The following is a 19672-nucleotide window of genomic DNA, read 5'->3' as shown; positions in this document are numbered from 1 at the left end:
TAAAAGGGTGCATTGGTTTTGCACCCTTTTTTTATTTTATTTCTTCAATCTAAGAATATCGAGAATGCCTGAATCAAGTTTAAAATTTGTGAGGTTTTAGGGTTATGTAAAAATAATGGTGTATTTCAAAAAGAAGAAATCTATAACTCTAACCGCTCCATTTCCTTTTTAGTGGGATCTTGATTATAAAGCCAATAAGGTTTCACGCGACCAATTTTAACCTTATTGACTAAATAAGCGGATATAACAACAATTCGGCTCACCTTAATACTTTTATGCGCTTCGCGTTAAGGCTTTGTGTACAATCGGTTTTTACTCTTCACGCTCCTTGTTTTTTACGTACTTATCCAGCCATTGGTCTTGTTCCCATAAAACGTGGAGTACACTCTCTTTAGCGCTATACCCATGGCTTTCTTTTGGCAACATAACCAAACGAGCGGTTGCTCCCAAACCTTTAAGGGCGTTAAAATAGCGCTCGCTTTGTAGCGGATAAGTTCCCGAGTTGTTATCGGCTTCTCCGTGAATAAGCAATAACGGCGATTTCATTTTTTCGGCATTCATAAAAGGCGACATCGTATTGTAGGTTTCTGGCGAGTCCCAGTAGGTGCGCTCCTCACTTTGAAAACCAAAGGGGGTAAGCGTTCTGTTGTATGCGCCACTTCTTGCAATTCCAGCGGCAAAAAGATTGGAGTGGCTCAATAGGTTCGCAACCATAAACGCCCCATAGGAATGACCACCAACCCCAATTCGGTTTCTGTCTATATATCCTAATTGATCTACCGCATCAATGGCCGCTTTTGCATTGCCAACTAATTGCGATATAAACGTGTCGTTTGGCTGTTCATCGCCTTCGCCCACAATTGGGAAAGCCGCATCGTCTAATACTACATACCCTTGCGTTACCCAATAAATTGGAGAACCGTAATATGGATATATAAATTTATTTGGATTGGTAGTGTTTTGCGAAGCACTGCTTTTATCCTTGAACTCTCTAGGATACGCCCATAGTATCATTGGCATTTTCTCTTTGTTTTTTACATCATAACCAATGGGTAAATAAAGGGTGCCTTCTAATTCCAGCCCGTCATCACGCTTATAAGTAATAACCTCCTTATGAACGTTTTGAATGCTTTTAAATGGGTTTTCAAAAGAAGTAACCGGCGTTAGGGCATTCTTTTTCTTAATGTTTCTAAAATAATAATTAGGGTATTCATTTTGCGACTCTATTCGAACCAAAATCTTCCCTTTATCCATATCAATGGCGGTGCTTAGGTTTTCCTTTTTATCGGTATAAGTAGATTCGTAAATCCGTTTTGTAGCCTGGGTTTTTAAATTGAACTCATCAATAAACGGAAACTGCCCTTTGTCTGAATATCCATCGCCCATTAAAAAAGCCTTTCCATTTACTATTTCTAGTGTGTTTTCATTAAAACTGTTCTTGCTTGTAACAAAGCTTCCTGGATCGCTATACTTATCTTGATAGCTTCTGTCAAAAATAATCTCAGGTGTTTCTGAAGCATCTGAAGGATTGAAAATATAGCTTTTTGTGTTTCGGTTGTTCCACCAATAATCTCTGGCGATAGCCATATTGTCATCGCCCCAAGTAATGCCTGAGAAGCGATTTTTGGTTTTTAGTAAAAGGCTTTTTGTGCCGTTGAAAGGAGCGTTTACTTCATAGATGGCATCGCGATAATCAACTTCCACTTCGGGATCTCCTTGGTCTAAAGCTTCGGCCCAATATAAACTAGCAGGTTTGTCTGCGCGCCAGTTCATGCTTCTTTTTCCCGTACGGGTAGCCATAAACCCTTTGGGTTGTACTTCGTTTAAAGCTACATCGTTTACTTTTTGAATCAGTTTTCCGGTGTTGTCGTAAATATTTGTTTCAAAAGGAAATCTATAATAAGGTACAATATAGGAGAAAGGTCTTTTTAATGAACTTACCATCACGTATTTTCCATCTGGTGAAAAATCAATATCGTCATACATTGCCGTGGGTAGAAAGTTGGAAGCACTGCCATTCAGAGTGATTTTTTTAATCGTTGAACGTGCCAACTGCTCAAAGTTATACTCGTCATTTGGGCTGCTCAATAAATCTTGATAGGTTCTGTTCTGTGCTTTTTCGCCATCACTTACACTTACAATTGGTCCTTCGGGAACTGCTTCAGAAGTGTTTATCAATTCTTTTCTATCTTCAGGAATAACGTTTATCAAAACTGCCTCGCTGTCTTTAAACCAGTTGATAGGGTTACCCATGTTTGCATTTACTTTTAGATTGCTCAATTTGTTTGCGCTGGCGTTTTCTATATTTACAAGCCACAACTGTACGTCACTTTCAGTAGTATTTAAAAATGCAATTTTCTTTTGATCTGGAGAAAACCTAAAGTTTGAAAGCCTTGCTTTTTCAGGAAGACCTTTTACTTGTTGGGCATCTTTTTCCGTTGCTTTTTTAACCATTATATTGTTGTAGTATCGGGTTCTACTGCCAATATTGGTTTTGGGGTTTATCCGAAGACCACCTAAGCGAAGTTCTTTTTCTGAAAGCTCATCGATAGATTTATACGCATCGCGATAAAAAAGGGTGACATTTTCGCCTTTACTGTCAATCCAGACTGAAGGTGCCAGCGGGGCATCTACAAGTTCTAAAATTTCTTTTGGCGGTTTTTGATAGGTTAATTTTTCCTGAGCAATAAAGCTTGAGGAAGTGATAAGAAAGGCAATAAATGCAACAATGTTTTTCATAGTAAAAATTTTAAAGGCTAAAGATATTTAAAATTATTGTCTAAAGATTTTAGATGTTAGAATTAAGTAATTATTTCAGCTTTCTAACTTATCTTAGTATGCGCTTTCAATTTTGATTTCGACCTGACTTACTATGCATGCATACTATATAGTTGAAAATTTGTTTCCATGAAACCGAGTATATACTTACCTTTCCAAGATATTTAAAATTCATAAAGATGCACACTTCAAAAATTACTGGACTTGGGTATTATGTGCCCGAAAACGTGGTTACCAATGACGACCTCTCAAAATTAATGGACACCAACGATGCTTGGATCCAGGAACGAACAGGTATTAAGGAGCGCAGGCATATAAAAAAAGGCGACGGTAATTCTACTTCAATTATGGGTGTTAAAGCAGCAACGGTTGCCTTAGAACGCGCCAATCTAGCCCCAGGCGATATAGATATGATTGTGTTTGCAACGCTTAGCCCAGACATGTATTTTCCTGGTGGCGGGGTTGAAGTGCAAGAAATGATGGGCATGCGCACCATTCCAGCCTTGGATGTTCGCAACCAATGTAGCGGATTTATATATGCGCTTTCGGTTGCAGATCAATTTATAAAAACCGGAATGTATAAAAACGTGCTGGTTATAGGTAGTGAAAACCATAGTGGCGGATTAGACTTTTCAACCCGTGGCAGAAGTGTTTCCGTTATTTTTGGTGATGGGGCGGGAGCAGCTGTTTTATCCAGAAACGAATCGGGAGAAGGCGGACTTCTTTCCACACATCTTCATAGCGAAGGAAAACACAAAGATGAACTGGCTTTGCAAGGGCCAAATACGGGGCATTGGGTTCCGGAGATTATCGCTGAAAACCCACAAGAAAATATTCCGTATTACCCGGTAATGAATGGGCAATTTGTCTTTAAGCACGCCATTGTTCGCTTTGCTGAAGTAATATCGGAAGGTTTAAAAGCCAACAATCTTGAGGTAAAAGATATTGATATGCTTATTCCGCACCAGGCCAATTTGCGTATTTCACAGTTTATTCAGCATAAATTAAAATTGACAGAGGATCAGGTTTTTAACAACATCCAGAAATATGGTAATACTACGGCGGCATCTATCCCCATTGCTTTAACAGAAGCCTGGGAAGAAGGTAGAATTAAAAAAGGCGACTTAGTGGTTTTAGCGGCCTTTGGAAGTGGTTTTACTTGGGGAAGTGCTATAATTAGATGGTAAGCCCCCTAACCCCTATAGGGGAAACAATTATTTTTTTTCATTAGTGTCCGATTAAAAGCGTGAGAAAACTTGTTGAGTAACAGATAATAGGCAATTAGAATATTTTTTATTTAATGACAGCATGCTATTATACTTAGCATCAAAATTTATCAATTAAAAAGTATGTTTAATCAATTTTATCTAGTTTTCAATCTATTAAAAAACAAGTCTTACGTCTTATGTCTTTCAGCTCAGCGGTCTTATATCTTAGTCGGACACGACTAATTTTTTTTAATAATTATTCTGAAAAAAGATAATGGCCTTTCAGTTTTGTTGAAAGGCTTTGTTATTACATAGAAAGGATATGATTCGTTAAGGGCTAATTCAAACACGCCAGCGGTCGGGCAGATAAATTATAAAATGAAGTTTTGGATATTTATTATTTAGACAATATAAAAGCCTATTTGGCTTCACTGTATTTACTTATTTAATACAACAATAACATACCGAATAGTACAAAAAAACAAACCCGAAGCATTTGCCTCGGGTTTGGGTCGCTACTGCAAATATTAACACTAACCATCAACGTAAAAACTACTACAGTAGCGAAAAAATATCTTGAAGGGTGAAAACCTGACTTATACTATATAGACGTTTTGTAGCCTAGAATGTTTCATCGCGCTCTTCTTTTTAACGAAGATTTGTGAATTCTTATAAAGTAGAATTGTATTTTTCACAAAAACTTTTAAAAATGAAGAAAACCTTAGTGCTTGGTGCAAGCCTCAACCCCAGTAGATATTCTAATCTCGCCATAAATCGTTTAGTAGAAAACCAACATCCCGTAGAAGCTATTGGCTTACGAAAAGGAGAGGTTGCGGGCGTTTCTATTTCCACCGAAAAGATAGATTTTGATAACATTGATACCGTAACGCTTTATTTGAATGCAAAGCGCCAGGAAGAGTACTACAATTATATAGTTTCCTTAAAACCGAAGCGTGTTATCTTTAATCCAGGCACTGAAAATTCTGAATTCTATAAAATCCTTAGAGAGAACAATATTGAAAGTGAAGTAGCATGCACATTAGTTCTGTTGGGAACGAATCAATATTAAGCCTAAAAACGTAAGGGCGCCGTTCAGTATTAAAATAAAGAAACCGAATTCGAAATTAAAAAATTCGGCACATAGGTAACTGATGCCATAGCCTAAAAATGGAGTCGCGATGGCAATTGCGGGAACGAGCTTATCTTTTACCTTCCAGTTGGTAAAAAGACCATAAGCGTATAGCCCCAAGAGTGGGCCGTAAGTATAACCGGCAAAAACGAACAGCTTAGCAATTACGGATTCATCTGCAATTACATATTTAAAGACTATAATAACTGCAATTAATAGTAGTGAGACCAAAACGTGAACCCGCTTGCGAATACGCACTTGTTTTTTTGCATCGTATTTTTTTTCAATATCCATTATATCAATACTGAAAGAGGTAGTTAAGGCGGTCAATGCACTGTCTGCACTGCTGTAAGCGGCTGCTATTAAGCCTAAAAGGAATAATATGGCAACGCCAATTCCAAATTCATTTTGGGTAGCCAAGGTTGGGAAAAGTTGATCCTTTTGAGCATCTATTCCATTTTGTTGTGCGTAAACCGTCAAAAGCAATCCCAATACCAGAAATACCATATTTACAATTGTCAATACAATAGTAAACCAAAACATATTTTTTTGAGCGTCCTTTAAATTGCGACAGGTAAGGTTTTTTTGCATCATATCTTGATCTAGACCGGTCATCACAATGGCTATAAAAGCCCCACTGATAAACTGTTTCACAAAATGATCGCCCGATTTCCAATCATCAAAAAAGAATATCTGGCTCATGTCGCTTTCGGCAACGAAGGCAAAGAGGTTACTGCCTGATAATCCTAAATCTGTTGCAACGTAATATACCGCAACTCCTACGGCAAGGAGCATAAACAAGGTTTGGAGTGTATCTGTCCAAACAATCGTTTTTATTCCACTTTTAAAGGTATAGAGCCAAATGAGTATGATAGTAATTGTTACCGTTACCCAAAACGGAATGTTCATAGCGTCAAAAATTACACTTTGAAGTACAACTGCCACTAAGTAGAGCCGGAAGCTGGCACCGACAACCCTAGAAAGTAGAAAAAAAGAAGCGCCCGTTTTATAGGAAGCTTTTCCAAACCTGCCTTCCAAATAGGTGTAGATAGAGGTAAGGTTTAACCGGTAATACAGCGGGAGCAGCACGGTTCCTATTACAGCGTAGCCTACAGTGTAGCCTAAAACCACTTGAAAATAACTAAATTTTGATGCTTCAACCCATCCAGGAACAGAGATAAACGTAACTCCGCTCAAGGAGGCTCCAATCATTCCAAAAGCAACCAAGTACCAAGGCGATTGTTTGCCGGCTTTAAAGAAATCGGCGTTGCTTCCCCCTTTATTGGTTAAATAGGAAATTAGAATCAGTGCCAAAAAATAACCGACAATTAATAACAGAATGTGTATTGGTTCCATGTAATTTAAAAAAGCTAGAGATTATGAATTTATCGGCGTAAAAATACGAAGTTTGATTTCCCCGCCCTGTTTATTTTTAATACATTTGGGAGCTCACAAAAAATAATTGTATAACTCCCTAAACATTAAAAGAATGCGTTTAAAATTATTACTACTTTTTGCTTTGTGTTTTGTTGCTTTTGAAGGCCAATCACAATCGCGAGAATATATTCAAATGATTGATGCTGGAACTTATAAGGTTCAAGATATTATTGATACTGCCGAAGCTTATTTTGAAGAAAAAGATAAAGGTCGCGGATCTGGTTATAAACAATTTAAAAGATGGGAATATAATGCTCTTAGATTGGTAGAGGCAGATGGATACCTCCCTACAACCGATGAGCGTTTAAACGAACTTGAACGTTGGAACGCCCACTTAAATAGTACAGCTCAAAACAGAGCAGCGCTTAGTGATAATTGGGAAGAACTTGGTCCTGAATTATGGAGCGCTACCTCTGGCTGGAACCCTGGCGTGGGAAGGCTTACCGGTATTTCTATTGAAGAAGGTAATCCAGACCACATGATTGTTGGAGCCAATACTGGCGGTGTTTGGAAAACTACCGATGGCACCCAAACATGGGTTCCGTTAAACGATTACTTCTCAAACCTCTCTGTTTATTCGGTAACCATTCACCCAACAGATCCTGATACCTACTTTTTTGGTTCTACCAATGGTAAAATGTTTAAATCTACCGATGCTGGTGCAACGTGGGACTTATTGGGAACAATAGGAAATAGTGTTGTAAATAAAATTCTTGTTAATCCATCTAATGTGAATATGATTTTTGCTACTTCACAGAATTCTGGTATTTATAGATCTACAGATGCAGGTGCAACTTGGGCTAAAATTAATTCCGACCCAAGAGGCTATGACATCGAGTTTAAACCAGACGATTTATCAGTGGTTTATGCTTCGGGTAGTGGGTTTCATAAATCTAATGATGGTGGAAACACATTTACAACAGTTACAGGATTTTCCAATGGTCCAAAAATGATTGGTGTTTCTGAAGATGACCCAAATGTGGTTTATGTACTTGAAGCTTCTAATGGTAGATTTGGTGGTTTTTATAGCTCTGATGATGCAGGAGATAATTTCACCAAGTTAAATCATGCTGGAAAAAACTACTTTGGCTACAGTACTTCTGCTAATGATAATAGAGGGCAAGCACCACGAGATATGGCGATTGCTGTAAACCCAACAGATGTAAATGAAGTGCACATTGCGGGAATTCTTTCTTGGCGATCTATGGACGGAGGTGCTAATTTTACTGCTACTTCAGACTGGACTCCAAGTAATGCTGCCAGTCAAAACCTTGGCTATTGCCATGCAGATGTTGACGACCTTATGTTTTTCGGCACCACTTTATACGCCGTTACTGATGGAGGTGTGTTTAGAGCAGCAGATACAGGTAATATTACAACTAACTATTATGAAGACCTAACAGAAGGCCTAGGGATTCGTCAGTTCTATAAAATTGGTGTTTCACAAACCTCAGATGTTATAATATCAGGAGGTTCGCAAGACAATGGTACTTCATTTTATACAGAAGCAACTGGTTGGAGAGACTGGTTGGGCGCTGATGGAATGGAATCGTTTATAGATAAATCAAACACCAATATTTTTTATGGTACTAGCCAATACGGAACTTTGTATAGATCTATGAACGGCGGAAGTTCGTATATTAATATGAACAGCCCAGGAGGCGGCTCAGGAAACTGGGTTACTCCTTTTGAGCAGGACCCCGTTTTGGAAAACACAATATACGTAGGCTATAATAACGTTTATAAATCTACCAACTTTGGGGGGTCTTGGACTTCAATTTCGCAGAGCCTTGGAGGGAATATAGACAACTTAAAAATAGCACCATCTAACAACCAGATAATGTATGCCACAAGAGGTCGTTCTATCTTTAAAACAGATGACAGTGGTGCTACAGACTGGGAACAGCTACCACGCCCTGGTGGGTCTATCAACTCGATTGCAATTCACCCTACAAATCCAAATCTGGTTGCTGTGGCTGTCAATGCCGGAAACAGAGTTATGGTTTCTGAAGACGGTGGTCAAACTTGGATAAGCTATAAAAAGAACCTACCTAGCTTTAGTTCGTTGGCCTTAATATGGGATGACAATGGTAAAAACGGACTTTACCTAGGTATGGATTACGGAATTTTCTATATAGACGATACGTTTTCAGAATGGCAACCTTATAATAACTTGTTGCCAAATGTTATGATTAATGAATTTGAAATCAACAATACTACAAATACGCTTTATGCAGCTACTTACGGAAGAGGTCTTTGGGCATCGCCATTGGTTGAAGCAACCGTTGGTATTGATGAGGTGGTTTCAGAAAACAGTGTGAGTATTTATCCAAACCCGGCAACATCAGAAATTACAATCGCCATGCCTAAATCGGTAAATGCCGAAATACGAATCTTTGATATTAGTGGTAAACTCCTCGTTTTTGAGGCGCAAACCTTAGTAAATAGTAAGCATAAGGTAAACGTTTCATCACTTACTCCAGGTGCGTATTTTGTACGTATCAATAGTGAAGAAGGAACAGCAACCAAAAAGCTTCTCATAAATTAATTACGCTTATGCCCATAATCCCTAAAAAGGGTGAAAACAGCTTTTTTTATGTGTTTTATAAATAAAAGGCTCCCTTTGCGGTAGGGGTATAGACCCGATAAGAATGCTTCAGGAAAATCCACTTTTTCTGAAGCATTTTTTTTATCTTGTCGGCAGGAATAATACTATGGAATTTTCTTCAAAACTTCTCGAAAATGCGGTTAATGAAATGTCCCAACTTCCAGGAATTGGAAAACGGACAGCGCTAAGGTTGGTGCTGCATTTACTGAAACAGCCCAAGGAGCAATCTCAAAAATTAGCAACTAGTTTAACTAAAATGCGAGAGGATATCAATTTTTGTGCAAACTGCCATAATATTAGCGATACCAAACTATGCGAAATATGCGCTAACCCAAATCGTGAATCTCAATTGGTTTGCGTGGTGGAAGATATTCGCGATGTAATGGCAATTGAAAATACCAGTCAGTATCGCGGCCATTATCATGTGCTGGGCGGGAAGATTTCGCCAATGGACGGTATAGGGCCTGGCGATTTAAGTATTTCCTCACTTGTAGAAAAAGTAAAAACTGGGGCCATCACAGAACTTATCTTTGCACTTAGTTCAACTATGGAAGGGGATACCACAAATTTTTATATCTATAAGCAAATAGAGCCATATAAAATAACCACTACCACAATTGCTCGTGGAATTTCAGTAGGCGACGAACTGGAATATGCCGATGAAGTTACCCTAGGCAGAAGTATTTTGCACAGAATTCCTTTTGAAACCTCATTAAAAAACAACTAGATTTTGAAAGAATTACTCACTCTTTTTGCGCTGACCAAACTTAAATTTGTAGTCACTCCAACTCCTGCTATATCATTTGACGTATACTAATTGGCACACTTTTATTTCTAAACTTTTTCAATGAAACTCTCCGTTGTTATTCTCAATTATAATGTGCGCTATTTTTTAGAGCAGTGCATACTTTCAGTCCAAAAGGCAATTGAAAATTTGGATGCCGAAATTATTGTCATTGACAATGACTCTAAAGATGACAGTTGCCAGATGGTGAGAACGCACTTTCCAAAAGTTACTTTAATAGAAAACAAGGACAATGTTGGTTTTAGTAAGGCCAATAACCAAGCCGTAAAGGTGGCTAAAGGAAAGTATGTTTGTATTTTAAACCCGGATACGGCTGTTGAGGAAGATGCATTTATCAAAGCCATTCAATATTACGAGAGTATTCAAGATATCGGTGCTCTTGGTGTTTATTTAATGGATGGTACGGGAAATTTTCTACCCGAAAGCAAAAGAAACCTCCCAACACCAAAAGTTTCCTTGCTTAAACTTACTGGGTTTAACACAAAGTATTATGCCAATCACCTTACCGAAACCGCTAAAGGCGAAGCTGAGGTTTTAGTTGGGGCGTTTATGCTTTTAAAAAGAAGTATTTACGAAGAAGTAGGCGGTTTTGACGAAGATTATTTTATGTATGGCGAAGACATAGATCTTTCCTATAAAATAAGTAAAGCCGGCTATAAAAACCACTATTTAGGCACCACAATCGTATTGCACTACAAAGGGGAAAGCACACAGCGAGACGATGTTTATTTTGATAGGTTTTACGGTGCAATGCAGATTTTCTATAAAAAGCATTTTGGTAAGAGTGTACTTTTAGAAAGTTCGGTTTCCGTGGGCGTTGCATTAGCAAAAAAAGCGCGTCGTCTTACTTCCCAAAGAACGTTAAGTCAAGCTCCAAAAATTCAGGAAAATTACTTCGTTACTGCAAATATGGAGTTGTTGGAAAAGCTTTCAGCAGCTACTGCAAAGAGATTTCAAATGACATCAAAAAATAATGTTTCCGAAGTCCCTACGCAGAGCCTAATTGTTTTTGATGCTGAATATATTTCGTATAAAGAAATTTTCGCCTTGATGAAGCAGTTACGAGGTAAAAACAACATTTTCCGAATCAGGCCAATTGGCTGTGATTTCATCATAGGAAGCGACCAGAGCGACGAAAAGGGTGGTGTAGTTGTATTTTAAGAAATTTCAAACATTAAACGAACAAATTTTAACTAATTTTGCAAGGTTTAAAAATCGGGCGTACAAGCCTATAAAAACGACATTGAAATAATATTATGGCAAATTTTGAATTGAAACTACCTAAAATGGGCGAAAGTGTTGCAGAGGCAACGCTCACAAACTGGCTAAAAGAAGTGGGTGATTCCATTGAAGCTGATGAGGCCGTGCTAGAAATTGCTACTGATAAAGTAGATAGCGAGGTGCCTAGTGAGGTAGATGGTGTATTGGTTGAAAAACTTTTTGGCGTTGATGATGTAGTTCAAGTAGGGCAAACAATCGCCATTATTAAAACGGAAGGTGGTGTTGCTGAAGACGCGGAATCAGATGCAAAACCTGAACCAAAAACTGATAAAGCTGAGGCTGACGGAGTAAAAGAAGTTGAAAGTCAGGTTGAGGCGGCAAAACAAACAACACAAATAGAAAATACGGGCGATCGTTTTTATTCGCCTTTGGTAAAAAATATTGCGGCCCAGGAAAATATTGCGCAAGCAGAACTTGACGGAATTTCAGGAACAGGAAAGGATGGACGGGTAACCAAGAATGATATTTTGGCGTATGTTGAAAATCGTACTTCTGAAAAAACTCAGGATGCCGCTCCAAAAGCCGCTGCCGCTACAAGCAAAAAAGAAGCGCCAAAACCACAAGCTGCGGTTTCGGTCAATGGCGGTGATGAGATTGTAGAAATGACCCGAATGGGCAAGCTTATTGCGCACCATATGGTTGAAAGTACGCAAACCTCTGCTCATGTTCAGTCTTTTGTGGAATGTGACGTTACCAATGTTTGGAATTGGAGAAAGAAAGTAAAGGCTGGATTTGCAAAACGCGAAGGCGAAAACTTAACGTTTACCCCAATATTCATGGAAGCAGTGGCGAAAGCTCTTAAAGACTTCCCATTGATGAATATTGCTGTAGATGGTGATAAAATTATTAAGCGTAAAAATATAAACCTTGGTATGGCCGCAGCCTTGCCAGATGGTAACTTGATTGTTCCGGTAATTAAAAATGCCGACCAGTTAAACCTACTCGGAATGAGCAAAGCGGTAAACGACCTTGCAACTCGAGCGCGTGAGAATAAGCTTAAACCAGACGATATCCAAGGAGGAACCTATACGGTAACCAATGTAGGAACCTTTGGCAGTATCATGGGGACCCCCATAATCAATCAGCCACAAGTTGGTATTTTGGCACTTGGAGCCATTAGAAAAGTGCCTGCGGTTATTGAAACTCCGGAAGGCGATTTTATTGGCATTCGCTATAAGATGTTCCTCTCGCACAGTTATGACCATAGAGTTGTAAACGGTGCCTTAGGAGGACAGTTTGTAAAACGAGTGGCCGACTACTTGGAAGACTGGAACCTAGATAGAGAGATTTAATATTTAAGATTAACAATAAAAAAAGGGGGTTTTTGAGTTTCAAGATCCCTCTTTCTTTTTATACCTTTTTTACAACATCAATAACAAAGTATCTTTGTTGAAATAATACAAAAACAATGGAACTCAACTTAAATAAACCAATCTGCTTTTTTGATCTTGAAACCACAGGAATCAATGTGGCAAAAGATAGAATTGTGGAAATTGCCATTCTAAAAGTGTTTCCTAACGGCAATAAGGAAAGCTATACTTGGCGTGTGAATCCGGAAATGCCAATTCCCGCAGAATCTTCTGCAATACATGGAATTACAGATGAAATGGTGGCTAATGAACCAACTTTTAAGGAGTTGGCTACAAAAGTTTACGGGTTGATTAAAGATAGTGACCTTGGCGGGTTTAACTCCAACCGTTTTGACATTCCATTGTTGGCTGAAGAATTGCTGCGTGCCGAGGTGGAATTTGATATGAAAAAAGCACGTGCAGTAGATGTGCAAACTATTTTTCATAAAATGGAAAAGCGCACCCTAGAAGCGGCTTATAGGTTTTACTGTGATAAAGATCTAAAAGATGCCCACAGTGCAGCGGCAGATACAAACGCTACTTATGAGGTTTTAAAATCGCAGTTGGATAAATATCCAGATTTGCAAAATGATATAAACTACCTGGCCGATTTCAGTGCGCATAGAAATCATGCCGACTTTGCTGGATTTATAAGTTATAATGAAGATGGGGTAGAGGTGTTTTCATTTGGAAAATACAAAGGAAGATTGGTAACCGATATCTTGGAAAAAGATTCAGGATATTTTGGATGGTTGTTAAATGCAGACTTTCCATTATACACAAAACAAGTGTTAACGCGAATCCGACTTCAGAAATTGAATACAAAACTTTAGAAGGAATATGAAAATTATTTGCATTGGTAGAAACTATGCGGACCATATAAAAGAACTCGATAGTGCAAAACCAACGGAGCCTGTTGTTTTTTTAAAACCAGATACTTCAATTTTGTTAAAGAAGCAACCCTTTTTTATCCCAGAGTTTTCAAATGAGGTGCATCACGAAGTTGAACTCGTGGTTAAAATCAATAAAATAGGAAAGCACATAGACCGAAAATTCGCCCATAAATATTATGATGAAATTGGCTTAGGGATAGATTTTACCGCTAGGGATTTACAGGCAAAACTAAAACAAAACGGACTTCCCTGGGAAAAGGCTAAAGCTTTTGACGGTGCTGCTGTTGTGGGTAAATTTCTTGATAAAGAAGTTTTTGACGATGTGAATAATATAGACTTTTCGTTAAAACGCAACAGTGAAGTTGTTCAAACCGGTAATTCTATGTTGATGATGTGGAAAATAGATGCTTTAATCGAATATGTTTCAAAATATTTTACACTTAAGATTGGTGACCTTATATTTACTGGAACTCCTGCTGGTGTGGGAAAAGTTGAAAGGAATGATGTGTTAACAGGTTTTATTGATGACACTGAAATGTTTTCCATAAAAGTAAAATAAAATGACAACCTATTATTCAAGAGAAAACCTGGAGGAGATTGCTGATGGAGACCATGATTTCTTAGTGATTTTAGCAAAAACATTTCTTGAGGAAATCCCTGCTGATCTCAGCGCTATGGAAGAGGCCATTCATAACGAGAATAGAAAACTGTCATACCAATTTGCTCATAAAATGAAACCGAATATTGAAATGTTCGGTATAGATATCCTAAAAGATATTACCAGTATTGAGTCCTGGTCTAAAACTTCCAAAAATAAAGCCTCAGTAATGTCACACCTTGAAAATGTAAATTCTACATTAAATCATGTTTTTAAGGAGCTGAGAAAAGACTTCCAACTATAGCATGCAAGCAGAGATTATAACCATAGGCGATGAAATCCTCATCGGCCAGATTATTGATACCAATTCCGCATTTATTGCGAAAGAGCTAAACCAGATAGGCGTTAAAGTTTTTCAGGTTAGTACTGTTCAAGACGATCATGACCATATTTTAAATGCTTTTGAAGCTGCTGAAAAACGAGCGGACCTCATTATAATTACTGGCGGTCTTGGGCCCACCAAGGATGATGTAACTAAGCAGACCCTTTGTCATTTTTTTGATGATACTTTAGTTGAAGATCTAAATGTAAGGAAGAATATAGCGCAACTCTTTAAAAAATATCAGCTTAATAATCCCTTGCCGGCAAATTTTAGACAGGCTATGGTGCCATCTAAAGCTACTGTGCTAAACAACCTTCACGGCACGGCTCCGGGAATGTGGATGGAGCGGAATGAAACTGTTTTTGTGTCATTGCCCGGCGTGCCATACGAAATGAGGTATTTGCTAAAAGAAGAGGTCTTGCCTAGAAGTGTATCCCGGTTTAAACGCCCTTTTATCTATCATAAAACCCTGTTGACCTATGGCATGGGCGAAAGTGCCATAGCGGAACGAATTGAAGATTGGGAAACTAATTTGCCGGCTGATATAAAACTGGCATATTTGCCCGCTTTGGGAAAGGTGCGTCTGCGGCTCTCCTCCAGTGGTGAAAACGAAGTCTTATTGCGAGAAAGTATAGACAGCCAAATGGAAGTGCTTTATAATATGCTTATAGATATTGCGATAGGATTTGAAGACGAAACTACAATTGTTGGTAGAATTGCTCATATTCTAACCCAGAAGGAACAAAGCTTAAGCTTGGCGGAAAGCTGTACTGGTGGAGCAATTGCCAAGCAGATTACTGAAGAGGCCGGCGCTTCCGCTTTTTTCTTAGGAAGCATTATACCTTATAAAACCGAACTAAAAACAAAACTACTCGGTGTGCCTGAAGCTTTAATTCAAGAGCATTCAGTAGTGAGCCTTGAAGTAGCAGAAAGTATGGCAGCCAATTCTGTAAAACTATTTAATACCGATTATGCAATTGCTACAACGGGAATTGCTGGCCCTACAAAAGGTGATGGCGTAGATGAGGTAGGTACGGTTTGTATTGCCATTGCTGCTCCAAGAGGTGTTGTTTCGCAAAAATTTAATTTTGGGAACGATCGTTATCGCGTTATTGAAAAGACCATTAACAAGGCTTTTGAAATGCTTTTAAAAGAAATTTCAAAAAACTAAATTTCTTTTGTTGTGCATACCAAAAGAATTACTTAAATTTGCACCCTGTTTAAAAAATAACTAAATAAAGTTAAAGAAATGTCAAGAGTTTGTGAACTTACTGGAAAGAAGGCGATGGTTGGAAATAACGTATCGCACGCGATGAATAAAACCAAACGTAAGTTTGATGTAAACCTACTTAAAAAACGCTTTTATATTCCAGAAGAAGATAAGTGGGTAACGCTGAGAGTTTCGGCTACAGCTATAAAAGACATCAATAAAAAAGGTATTTCTGCGGTTATGAAAGAAGCTCGCAAAAAAGGCTTTTTAACTAAATAATTGCAATAATCAATAAAGTCTGTTACAATGGCTAGAAAAGGAAATAGAGTACAAGTAATTTTGGAGTGCACAGAGCATAAGGAAACTGGTAAGCCAGGAACTTCCCGTTATATCACTACCAAAAATAAAAAGAATACACCGGATAGAATGGAGTTGAAAAAATTCAACCCTATTCTTAAGAAAATGACGGTTCATAAAGAGATTAAATAATATAAGTCATGGCAAAGAAATCAGTAGCATCGTTACAAACAGGTTCAAAGCGTTTAACCAAAGCAATAAAAATGGTTAAATCTGAGAAATCAGGGGCATACACATTTACTGAAGCTATTATGGCTCCAGAAATGGTGAACGACTGGTTGAATAAAAAATAACCAGCTTAAAATAGTATACTAAAGCCACTTTTTTACGAAGGTGGCTTTTCGTATTATTGCTAAGTCTTTTCATTCCTCAAGTTATAAAGAGAGAACTTCACGGTTTTAATGGTAGCCGAAGCCTTGAGAAATAAATTTTGAAGGCTTTTAATCTTTGTAAAGTGAAAAATTCAATTAATTTTACTGAATACTGAATATTGACCACTGAAACATGAGTCTATTTAAAAAAATATTTTCCAAAGAGAAAAAAGAAACACTCGATAAGGGTCTAGAAAAGTCGAAAACTTCTTTTTTTGATAAACTGGGCAAAGCCGTTGCAGGTAAAAGCAAGGTTGATGACGACGTCTTAGACAACCTTGAAGAGGTGTTGGTATCTAGTGATGTTGGCGTAAACACAACCCTAAAGGTTATTGATAGAATTGAAGCTCGGGTAGCTAAAGATAAATATCTTGGAACCGATGAGCTCAATAGGATTTTACGTGAAGAAATAGCGGGTCTTTTAAGTGAGATAGATTCTGGAAACGCCACCGAATTTGAAGTTCCCCAAAACAAAAAACCATATGTAATGATGGTTGTTGGCGTTAACGGGGTAGGGAAGACCACCACTATAGGTAAACTTGCGTATCAATTTAAGAAATCTGGAAAAAAGGTTGTTCTTGGAGCGGCCGATACTTTCCGAGCAGCGGCAATAGATCAATTACAAATTTGGGCAGACCGTACTGATGTTACCATTGTTAAACAAAGCATGGGCAGTGATCCGGCAAGCGTTGCCTTTGATACGCTACAGAGTGCCGTAAACCAAAATGCAGATGTTGTTATTATTGATACTGCCGGCCGACTTCACAATAAGGTAAACCTTATGAACGAACTGACAAAAGTGAAGCGTGTAATGCAAAAAGTAATTCCAGATGCACCCCACGACGTACTTCTAGTTTTGGATGGTTCTACAGGTCAAAATGCATTTGAGCAGGCTAAACAGTTTACCGCAGCTACAGAGGTAACTTCCTTAGCAGTAACCAAGCTAGATGGTACCGCCAAAGGTGGTGTAGTAATCGGCATTAGTGACCAATTTCAAATTCCAGTAAAATATATTGGAGTAGGAGAAGGAATGGAAGATCTTCAAGTGTTTAACAAGTTTGAGTTTGTTGACTCTTTTTTCAAATAAATAACCCTTTCAAAAATACAATAAGCCACGAATTCATAAATATTTATGAATTCGTGGCTTAATTCTTTATTTACCGTTTTGTCTAAAATCTATCAGCAAAGCGGTCTTAGTACTTACGTCTATTTAAAGCGTTTCCTTCAGCCAACTGTAAAACTCTCTTTGCCAAACTAGGGCATTTTGTGGTTGTAAAACCCAATGGTTTTCCTCTGGAAGGTAGAGCAGTTTACTTTTTATCCCTTTTAATTGTGCGGCTTGAAAAGCTTCCAAACTTTGTTCGATTGGTACACGGTAATCTTTTCCACCTTGAATGATCATAATTGGAGTATCCCATTTATCAACGTAGGAGATAGGATTGAATTCATTAAAGGCTTTTTGGGCTTTTTTGTTATCCTTATCCCAGTATGCACCGCCCATATCATAGTTTACAAAAAATAACTCTTCAGTGGTTCCATACATAGAGCGCGTATCAAAAACTCCATCGTGGGCAATAAAAGTTTTAAAGCGCCCCTCGTGGTTTCCGGCCAACCAAAATACCGAATAACCACCAAAACTAGCGCCAATAGCTCCCAAACGATCCTTGTCTACATAGGGTTCTTTTGCAACATCGTCAATGGCATCTAGGTAATCCTGCATAGCACCGCCACCCCAATCGCCACTAATGGCTTCATTCCATTCAACACCATGACCTGGCATTCCGCGACGGTTTGGTGCTACAATAATATAGCCTTGCGAAGCCATTAACTGGAAATTCCAACGGGTAGAATAAAATTGCGACAAAGGCGATTGAGGTCCACCTTGTGCATATAAAAGGGTTGGATACTTTTTGTTTTTATCGAAATTAGGAGGAAGAATAACCCAAACTAACATCTGCTTGTTGTCTTTGGTAGTAACCATTCTCTTTTCAACTCTTGGCAGATCTAATTTCCCATAAAAATCGGTATTTACCTGCGTGAGTTGTTTAAAAGTATTGTCTTTTAGGTTGAAATTAAAAATTTCGGTAGCGTGGTTCATATCTGTCCGGGTCACGATTAGGTTACCATTGTTTTCCGCAACGATACCCGTAACATCAAATTGACCTTTAGAAAGCTGTTCAACAACCGGCATCTTTCTAGTCTTTCCGGGATGATCTACCTTAAAAAGCTGTTTGGTTCCATTAACTGGAGCGGTAAAATAGATGTCTCTACTATTGCTGGCCCAGATAAAACTGCTCACAGTCCCGTCCCATTGCGCCGTAAGGTTTTGTTTAACACCGTCTTGTAAAACTACAATGTCGTTTTTATCGGCTTCATAACCATCAGTTTTCATTTGAAGCCAAGCCAGTGCACCTTTTTCTGAAAATGCAGGATTGGTATCGTAACCTTTATTTTCTTCCGTAACATTTTCAGTTAGCTTAGTAGCCATGTTAAATTTGTAGATATCGGTATTAGTACTAGTTGCATACTCAGTACCTGCCAACTTTTTACTTACATAATAAATATGTTCCCCTTTTGGTCCCCAGATATAGTCTTCATCACCTCCAAACGGAGCTTGCGGTGTATAGTAGGGTTGCCCTGGAGTAATATCGGTTTCGGCACCGGTTTTTACATCTTTATAAAAAACATGGTCATAACTACCATCATTCCAGGTGTCCCAATGACGATAATCTAAAGAAGTATAAACATAGGCATCGCTTTTGGGGAGGTCGCTATAAATATCAGTTGCTGCAACGTCCTTCACATGAACTGCTTTATGCATTAATAGGTATTTGCCGTCTGGCGAAAGGTTTTTATCGGCAACCTTGACTTCTTCTTCCGTAACTTCGGCAAAATTACCGCCAGAAACCCGCATTGCGTAATATTTAGAGTCAAAGCTATTGGCTTCCATATTTGGTGAGGTGACCTTGTAGAATAATACTTCACCGTTATCGGAAATTCCAATCGGACTTACTTTTTTTACCTGCCACAATAGTTCAGGTGTCATTGTTTTTTGGGCGAACAAAACGCCGGCACATAGAAAAGCCAGCAGAAACGTTATTTTTTTCATCAGTACTTAAATTGAATTAGTATTAAATGTAAAGTTACTTAAAATATGTTGCAGTGTGTGCGTGTATGGCGGGTTTTGAAGATTTCAGATTTGAAATGTTAAAATGATTGATTCCCAATATTTTCATTCAGCTTTGTACGTAAAATGCTGAAATAGT

General features: G+C 38.3%; 17 protein-coding genes. 14 read left to right on the top strand and 3 right to left on the bottom strand.

Going from position 1 to position 19672, the window contains the following annotated elements:
- Positions 1 to 312 precede the first annotated feature (312 nt).
- Positions 313 to 2739, bottom strand: coding sequence for an alpha/beta hydrolase family protein (locus QPK98_RS07120; RefSeq protein WP_310992420.1), 2427 nt, complete (start codon positions 2737 to 2739; stop codon positions 313 to 315).
- Between the two features lie 218 nt (positions 2740 to 2957).
- Between QPK98_RS07120 and QPK98_RS07115 the strand changes: the two genes are divergently transcribed.
- Positions 2958 to 3965 (top strand): 3-oxoacyl-ACP synthase III family protein, encoded by a 1008-nt coding sequence (locus tag QPK98_RS07115; RefSeq protein WP_310992419.1) that lies wholly within the window; start codon positions 2958 to 2960, stop codon positions 3963 to 3965.
- Positions 3966 to 4695: 730 nt separating this feature from the next.
- A complete protein-coding gene (locus QPK98_RS07110; protein ID WP_310992418.1) occupies positions 4696 to 5055 on the top strand; it encodes a CoA-binding protein in 360 nt (119 codons plus the stop codon).
- On the opposite strand, the gene QPK98_RS07105 is transcribed toward QPK98_RS07110, so the two are convergent.
- Positions 5026 to 6471: a sodium:solute symporter gene (locus QPK98_RS07105; RefSeq protein WP_310992417.1), complete on the bottom strand. Its 1446-nt coding sequence runs from the start codon at positions 6469 to 6471 to the stop codon at positions 5026 to 5028. The genes QPK98_RS07110 and QPK98_RS07105 overlap by 30 nt on opposite strands.
- A 133-nt stretch (positions 6472 to 6604) precedes the next feature.
- Between QPK98_RS07105 and QPK98_RS07100 the strand changes: the two genes are divergently transcribed.
- From QPK98_RS07100 to ftsY, 12 genes are all read left to right on the top strand, one after another.
- Positions 6605 to 9100, top strand: a complete 2496-nt coding sequence (locus tag QPK98_RS07100; RefSeq protein ID WP_310992416.1) for a T9SS type A sorting domain-containing protein — start codon at positions 6605 to 6607, stop codon at positions 9098 to 9100.
- Positions 9101 to 9266: 166 nt separating this feature from the next.
- Positions 9267 to 9887, top strand: a complete 621-nt coding sequence (gene recR / locus QPK98_RS07095) for a recombination mediator RecR (RefSeq protein WP_310992415.1) — start codon at positions 9267 to 9269, stop codon at positions 9885 to 9887.
- A gap of 120 nt (positions 9888 to 10007) precedes the next feature.
- A complete protein-coding gene (locus QPK98_RS07090; protein ID WP_310992414.1) occupies positions 10008 to 11126 on the top strand; it encodes a glycosyltransferase family 2 protein in 1119 nt (372 codons plus the stop codon).
- A 95-nt stretch (positions 11127 to 11221) separates the two neighbouring features.
- Positions 11222 to 12538 carry a dihydrolipoamide acetyltransferase family protein gene (locus QPK98_RS07085; RefSeq protein WP_310992412.1) on the top strand — a complete coding sequence of 439 codons (1317 nt, stop codon included), beginning with the start codon at positions 11222 to 11224 and terminating at the stop codon, positions 12536 to 12538.
- 116 nt (positions 12539 to 12654) lie between these two features.
- Entirely contained in the window at positions 12655 to 13428 is a 774-nt protein-coding gene (locus tag QPK98_RS07080) for an exonuclease domain-containing protein (protein ID WP_310992411.1), read from the top strand.
- A gap of 7 nt (positions 13429 to 13435) precedes the next feature.
- Positions 13436 to 14047 (top strand): fumarylacetoacetate hydrolase family protein, encoded by a 612-nt coding sequence (locus QPK98_RS07075; RefSeq protein ID WP_310992410.1) that lies wholly within the window; start codon positions 13436 to 13438, stop codon positions 14045 to 14047.
- A gap of 1 nt (position 14048) precedes the next feature.
- Positions 14049 to 14390 carry an Hpt domain-containing protein gene (locus QPK98_RS07070; RefSeq protein ID WP_310992409.1) on the top strand — a complete coding sequence of 114 codons (342 nt, stop codon included), beginning with the start codon at positions 14049 to 14051 and terminating at the stop codon, positions 14388 to 14390.
- Between the two features lies 1 nt (position 14391).
- Positions 14392 to 15639, top strand: a complete 1248-nt coding sequence (locus QPK98_RS07065; RefSeq protein WP_310992408.1) for a competence/damage-inducible protein A — start codon at positions 14392 to 14394, stop codon at positions 15637 to 15639.
- A gap of 78 nt (positions 15640 to 15717) precedes the next feature.
- Positions 15718 to 15957, top strand: a complete 240-nt coding sequence (gene rpmB / locus QPK98_RS07060; protein WP_310992407.1) for a 50S ribosomal protein L28 — start codon at positions 15718 to 15720, stop codon at positions 15955 to 15957.
- A 27-nt stretch (positions 15958 to 15984) separates the two neighbouring features.
- Positions 15985 to 16167, top strand: a complete 183-nt coding sequence (gene rpmG / locus QPK98_RS07055) for a 50S ribosomal protein L33 (protein WP_310992406.1) — start codon at positions 15985 to 15987, stop codon at positions 16165 to 16167.
- An 8-nt stretch (positions 16168 to 16175) separates the two neighbouring features.
- Complete coding sequence (locus QPK98_RS07050; protein ID WP_310992405.1) at positions 16176 to 16328, top strand: DUF4295 domain-containing protein; 153 nt, start codon at positions 16176 to 16178, stop codon at positions 16326 to 16328.
- Positions 16329 to 16539: 211 nt separating this feature from the next.
- Positions 16540 to 17493: a signal recognition particle-docking protein FtsY gene (ftsY, locus tag QPK98_RS07045; protein WP_310992404.1), complete on the top strand. Its 954-nt coding sequence runs from the start codon at positions 16540 to 16542 to the stop codon at positions 17491 to 17493.
- Between the two features lie 123 nt (positions 17494 to 17616).
- Here ftsY and QPK98_RS07040 read toward each other — a convergent pair whose 3' ends face one another.
- A complete protein-coding gene (locus QPK98_RS07040; RefSeq protein WP_310992403.1) occupies positions 17617 to 19515 on the bottom strand; it encodes a S9 family peptidase in 1899 nt (632 codons plus the stop codon).
- Positions 19516 to 19672 lie beyond the last annotated feature (157 nt).

Origin of the sequence: Aequorivita marina, assembly GCF_031631895.2 — a bacterium.
Taxonomy (GTDB): domain Bacteria; phylum Bacteroidota; class Bacteroidia; order Flavobacteriales; family Flavobacteriaceae; genus Aequorivita; species Aequorivita marina.
The sequence above is the reverse complement of the archived record's forward strand: the minus strand, read 5'-3'. Positions and strand labels throughout refer to the sequence as shown.

Bases quoted from the DNA above. Each gene is read 5' to 3' on its own strand.
- QPK98_RS07120 (WP_310992420.1), bottom strand. From the start codon at position 2,739: ATGAAAAACATTGTTGCATTTATTGCCTTTCTTATCACTTCCTCAAGC.
- QPK98_RS07115 (WP_310992419.1), top strand. From the start codon at position 2,958: ATGCACACTTCAAAAATTACTGGACTTGGGTATTATGTGCCCGAAAAC.
- QPK98_RS07110 (WP_310992418.1), top strand. From the start codon at position 4,696: ATGAAGAAAACCTTAGTGCTTGGTGCAAGCCTCAACCCCAGTAGATAT.
- QPK98_RS07105 (WP_310992417.1), bottom strand. From the start codon at position 6,471: ATGGAACCAATACACATTCTGTTATTAATTGTCGGTTATTTTTTGGCA.
- QPK98_RS07100 (WP_310992416.1), top strand. From the start codon at position 6,605: ATGCGTTTAAAATTATTACTACTTTTTGCTTTGTGTTTTGTTGCTTTT.
- recR (WP_310992415.1), top strand. From the start codon at position 9,267: ATGGAATTTTCTTCAAAACTTCTCGAAAATGCGGTTAATGAAATGTCC.
- QPK98_RS07090 (WP_310992414.1), top strand. From the start codon at position 10,008: ATGAAACTCTCCGTTGTTATTCTCAATTATAATGTGCGCTATTTTTTA.
- QPK98_RS07085 (WP_310992412.1), top strand. From the start codon at position 11,222: ATGGCAAATTTTGAATTGAAACTACCTAAAATGGGCGAAAGTGTTGCA.
- QPK98_RS07080 (WP_310992411.1), top strand. From the start codon at position 12,655: ATGGAACTCAACTTAAATAAACCAATCTGCTTTTTTGATCTTGAAACC.
- QPK98_RS07075 (WP_310992410.1), top strand. From the start codon at position 13,436: ATGAAAATTATTTGCATTGGTAGAAACTATGCGGACCATATAAAAGAA.
- QPK98_RS07070 (WP_310992409.1), top strand. From the start codon at position 14,049: ATGACAACCTATTATTCAAGAGAAAACCTGGAGGAGATTGCTGATGGA.
- QPK98_RS07065 (WP_310992408.1), top strand. From the start codon at position 14,392: ATGCAAGCAGAGATTATAACCATAGGCGATGAAATCCTCATCGGCCAG.
- rpmB (WP_310992407.1), top strand. From the start codon at position 15,718: ATGTCAAGAGTTTGTGAACTTACTGGAAAGAAGGCGATGGTTGGAAAT.
- rpmG (WP_310992406.1), top strand. From the start codon at position 15,985: ATGGCTAGAAAAGGAAATAGAGTACAAGTAATTTTGGAGTGCACAGAG.
- QPK98_RS07050 (WP_310992405.1), top strand. From the start codon at position 16,176: ATGGCAAAGAAATCAGTAGCATCGTTACAAACAGGTTCAAAGCGTTTA.
- ftsY (WP_310992404.1), top strand. From the start codon at position 16,540: ATGAGTCTATTTAAAAAAATATTTTCCAAAGAGAAAAAAGAAACACTC.
- QPK98_RS07040 (WP_310992403.1), bottom strand. From the start codon at position 19,515: ATGAAAAAAATAACGTTTCTGCTGGCTTTTCTATGTGCCGGCGTTTTG.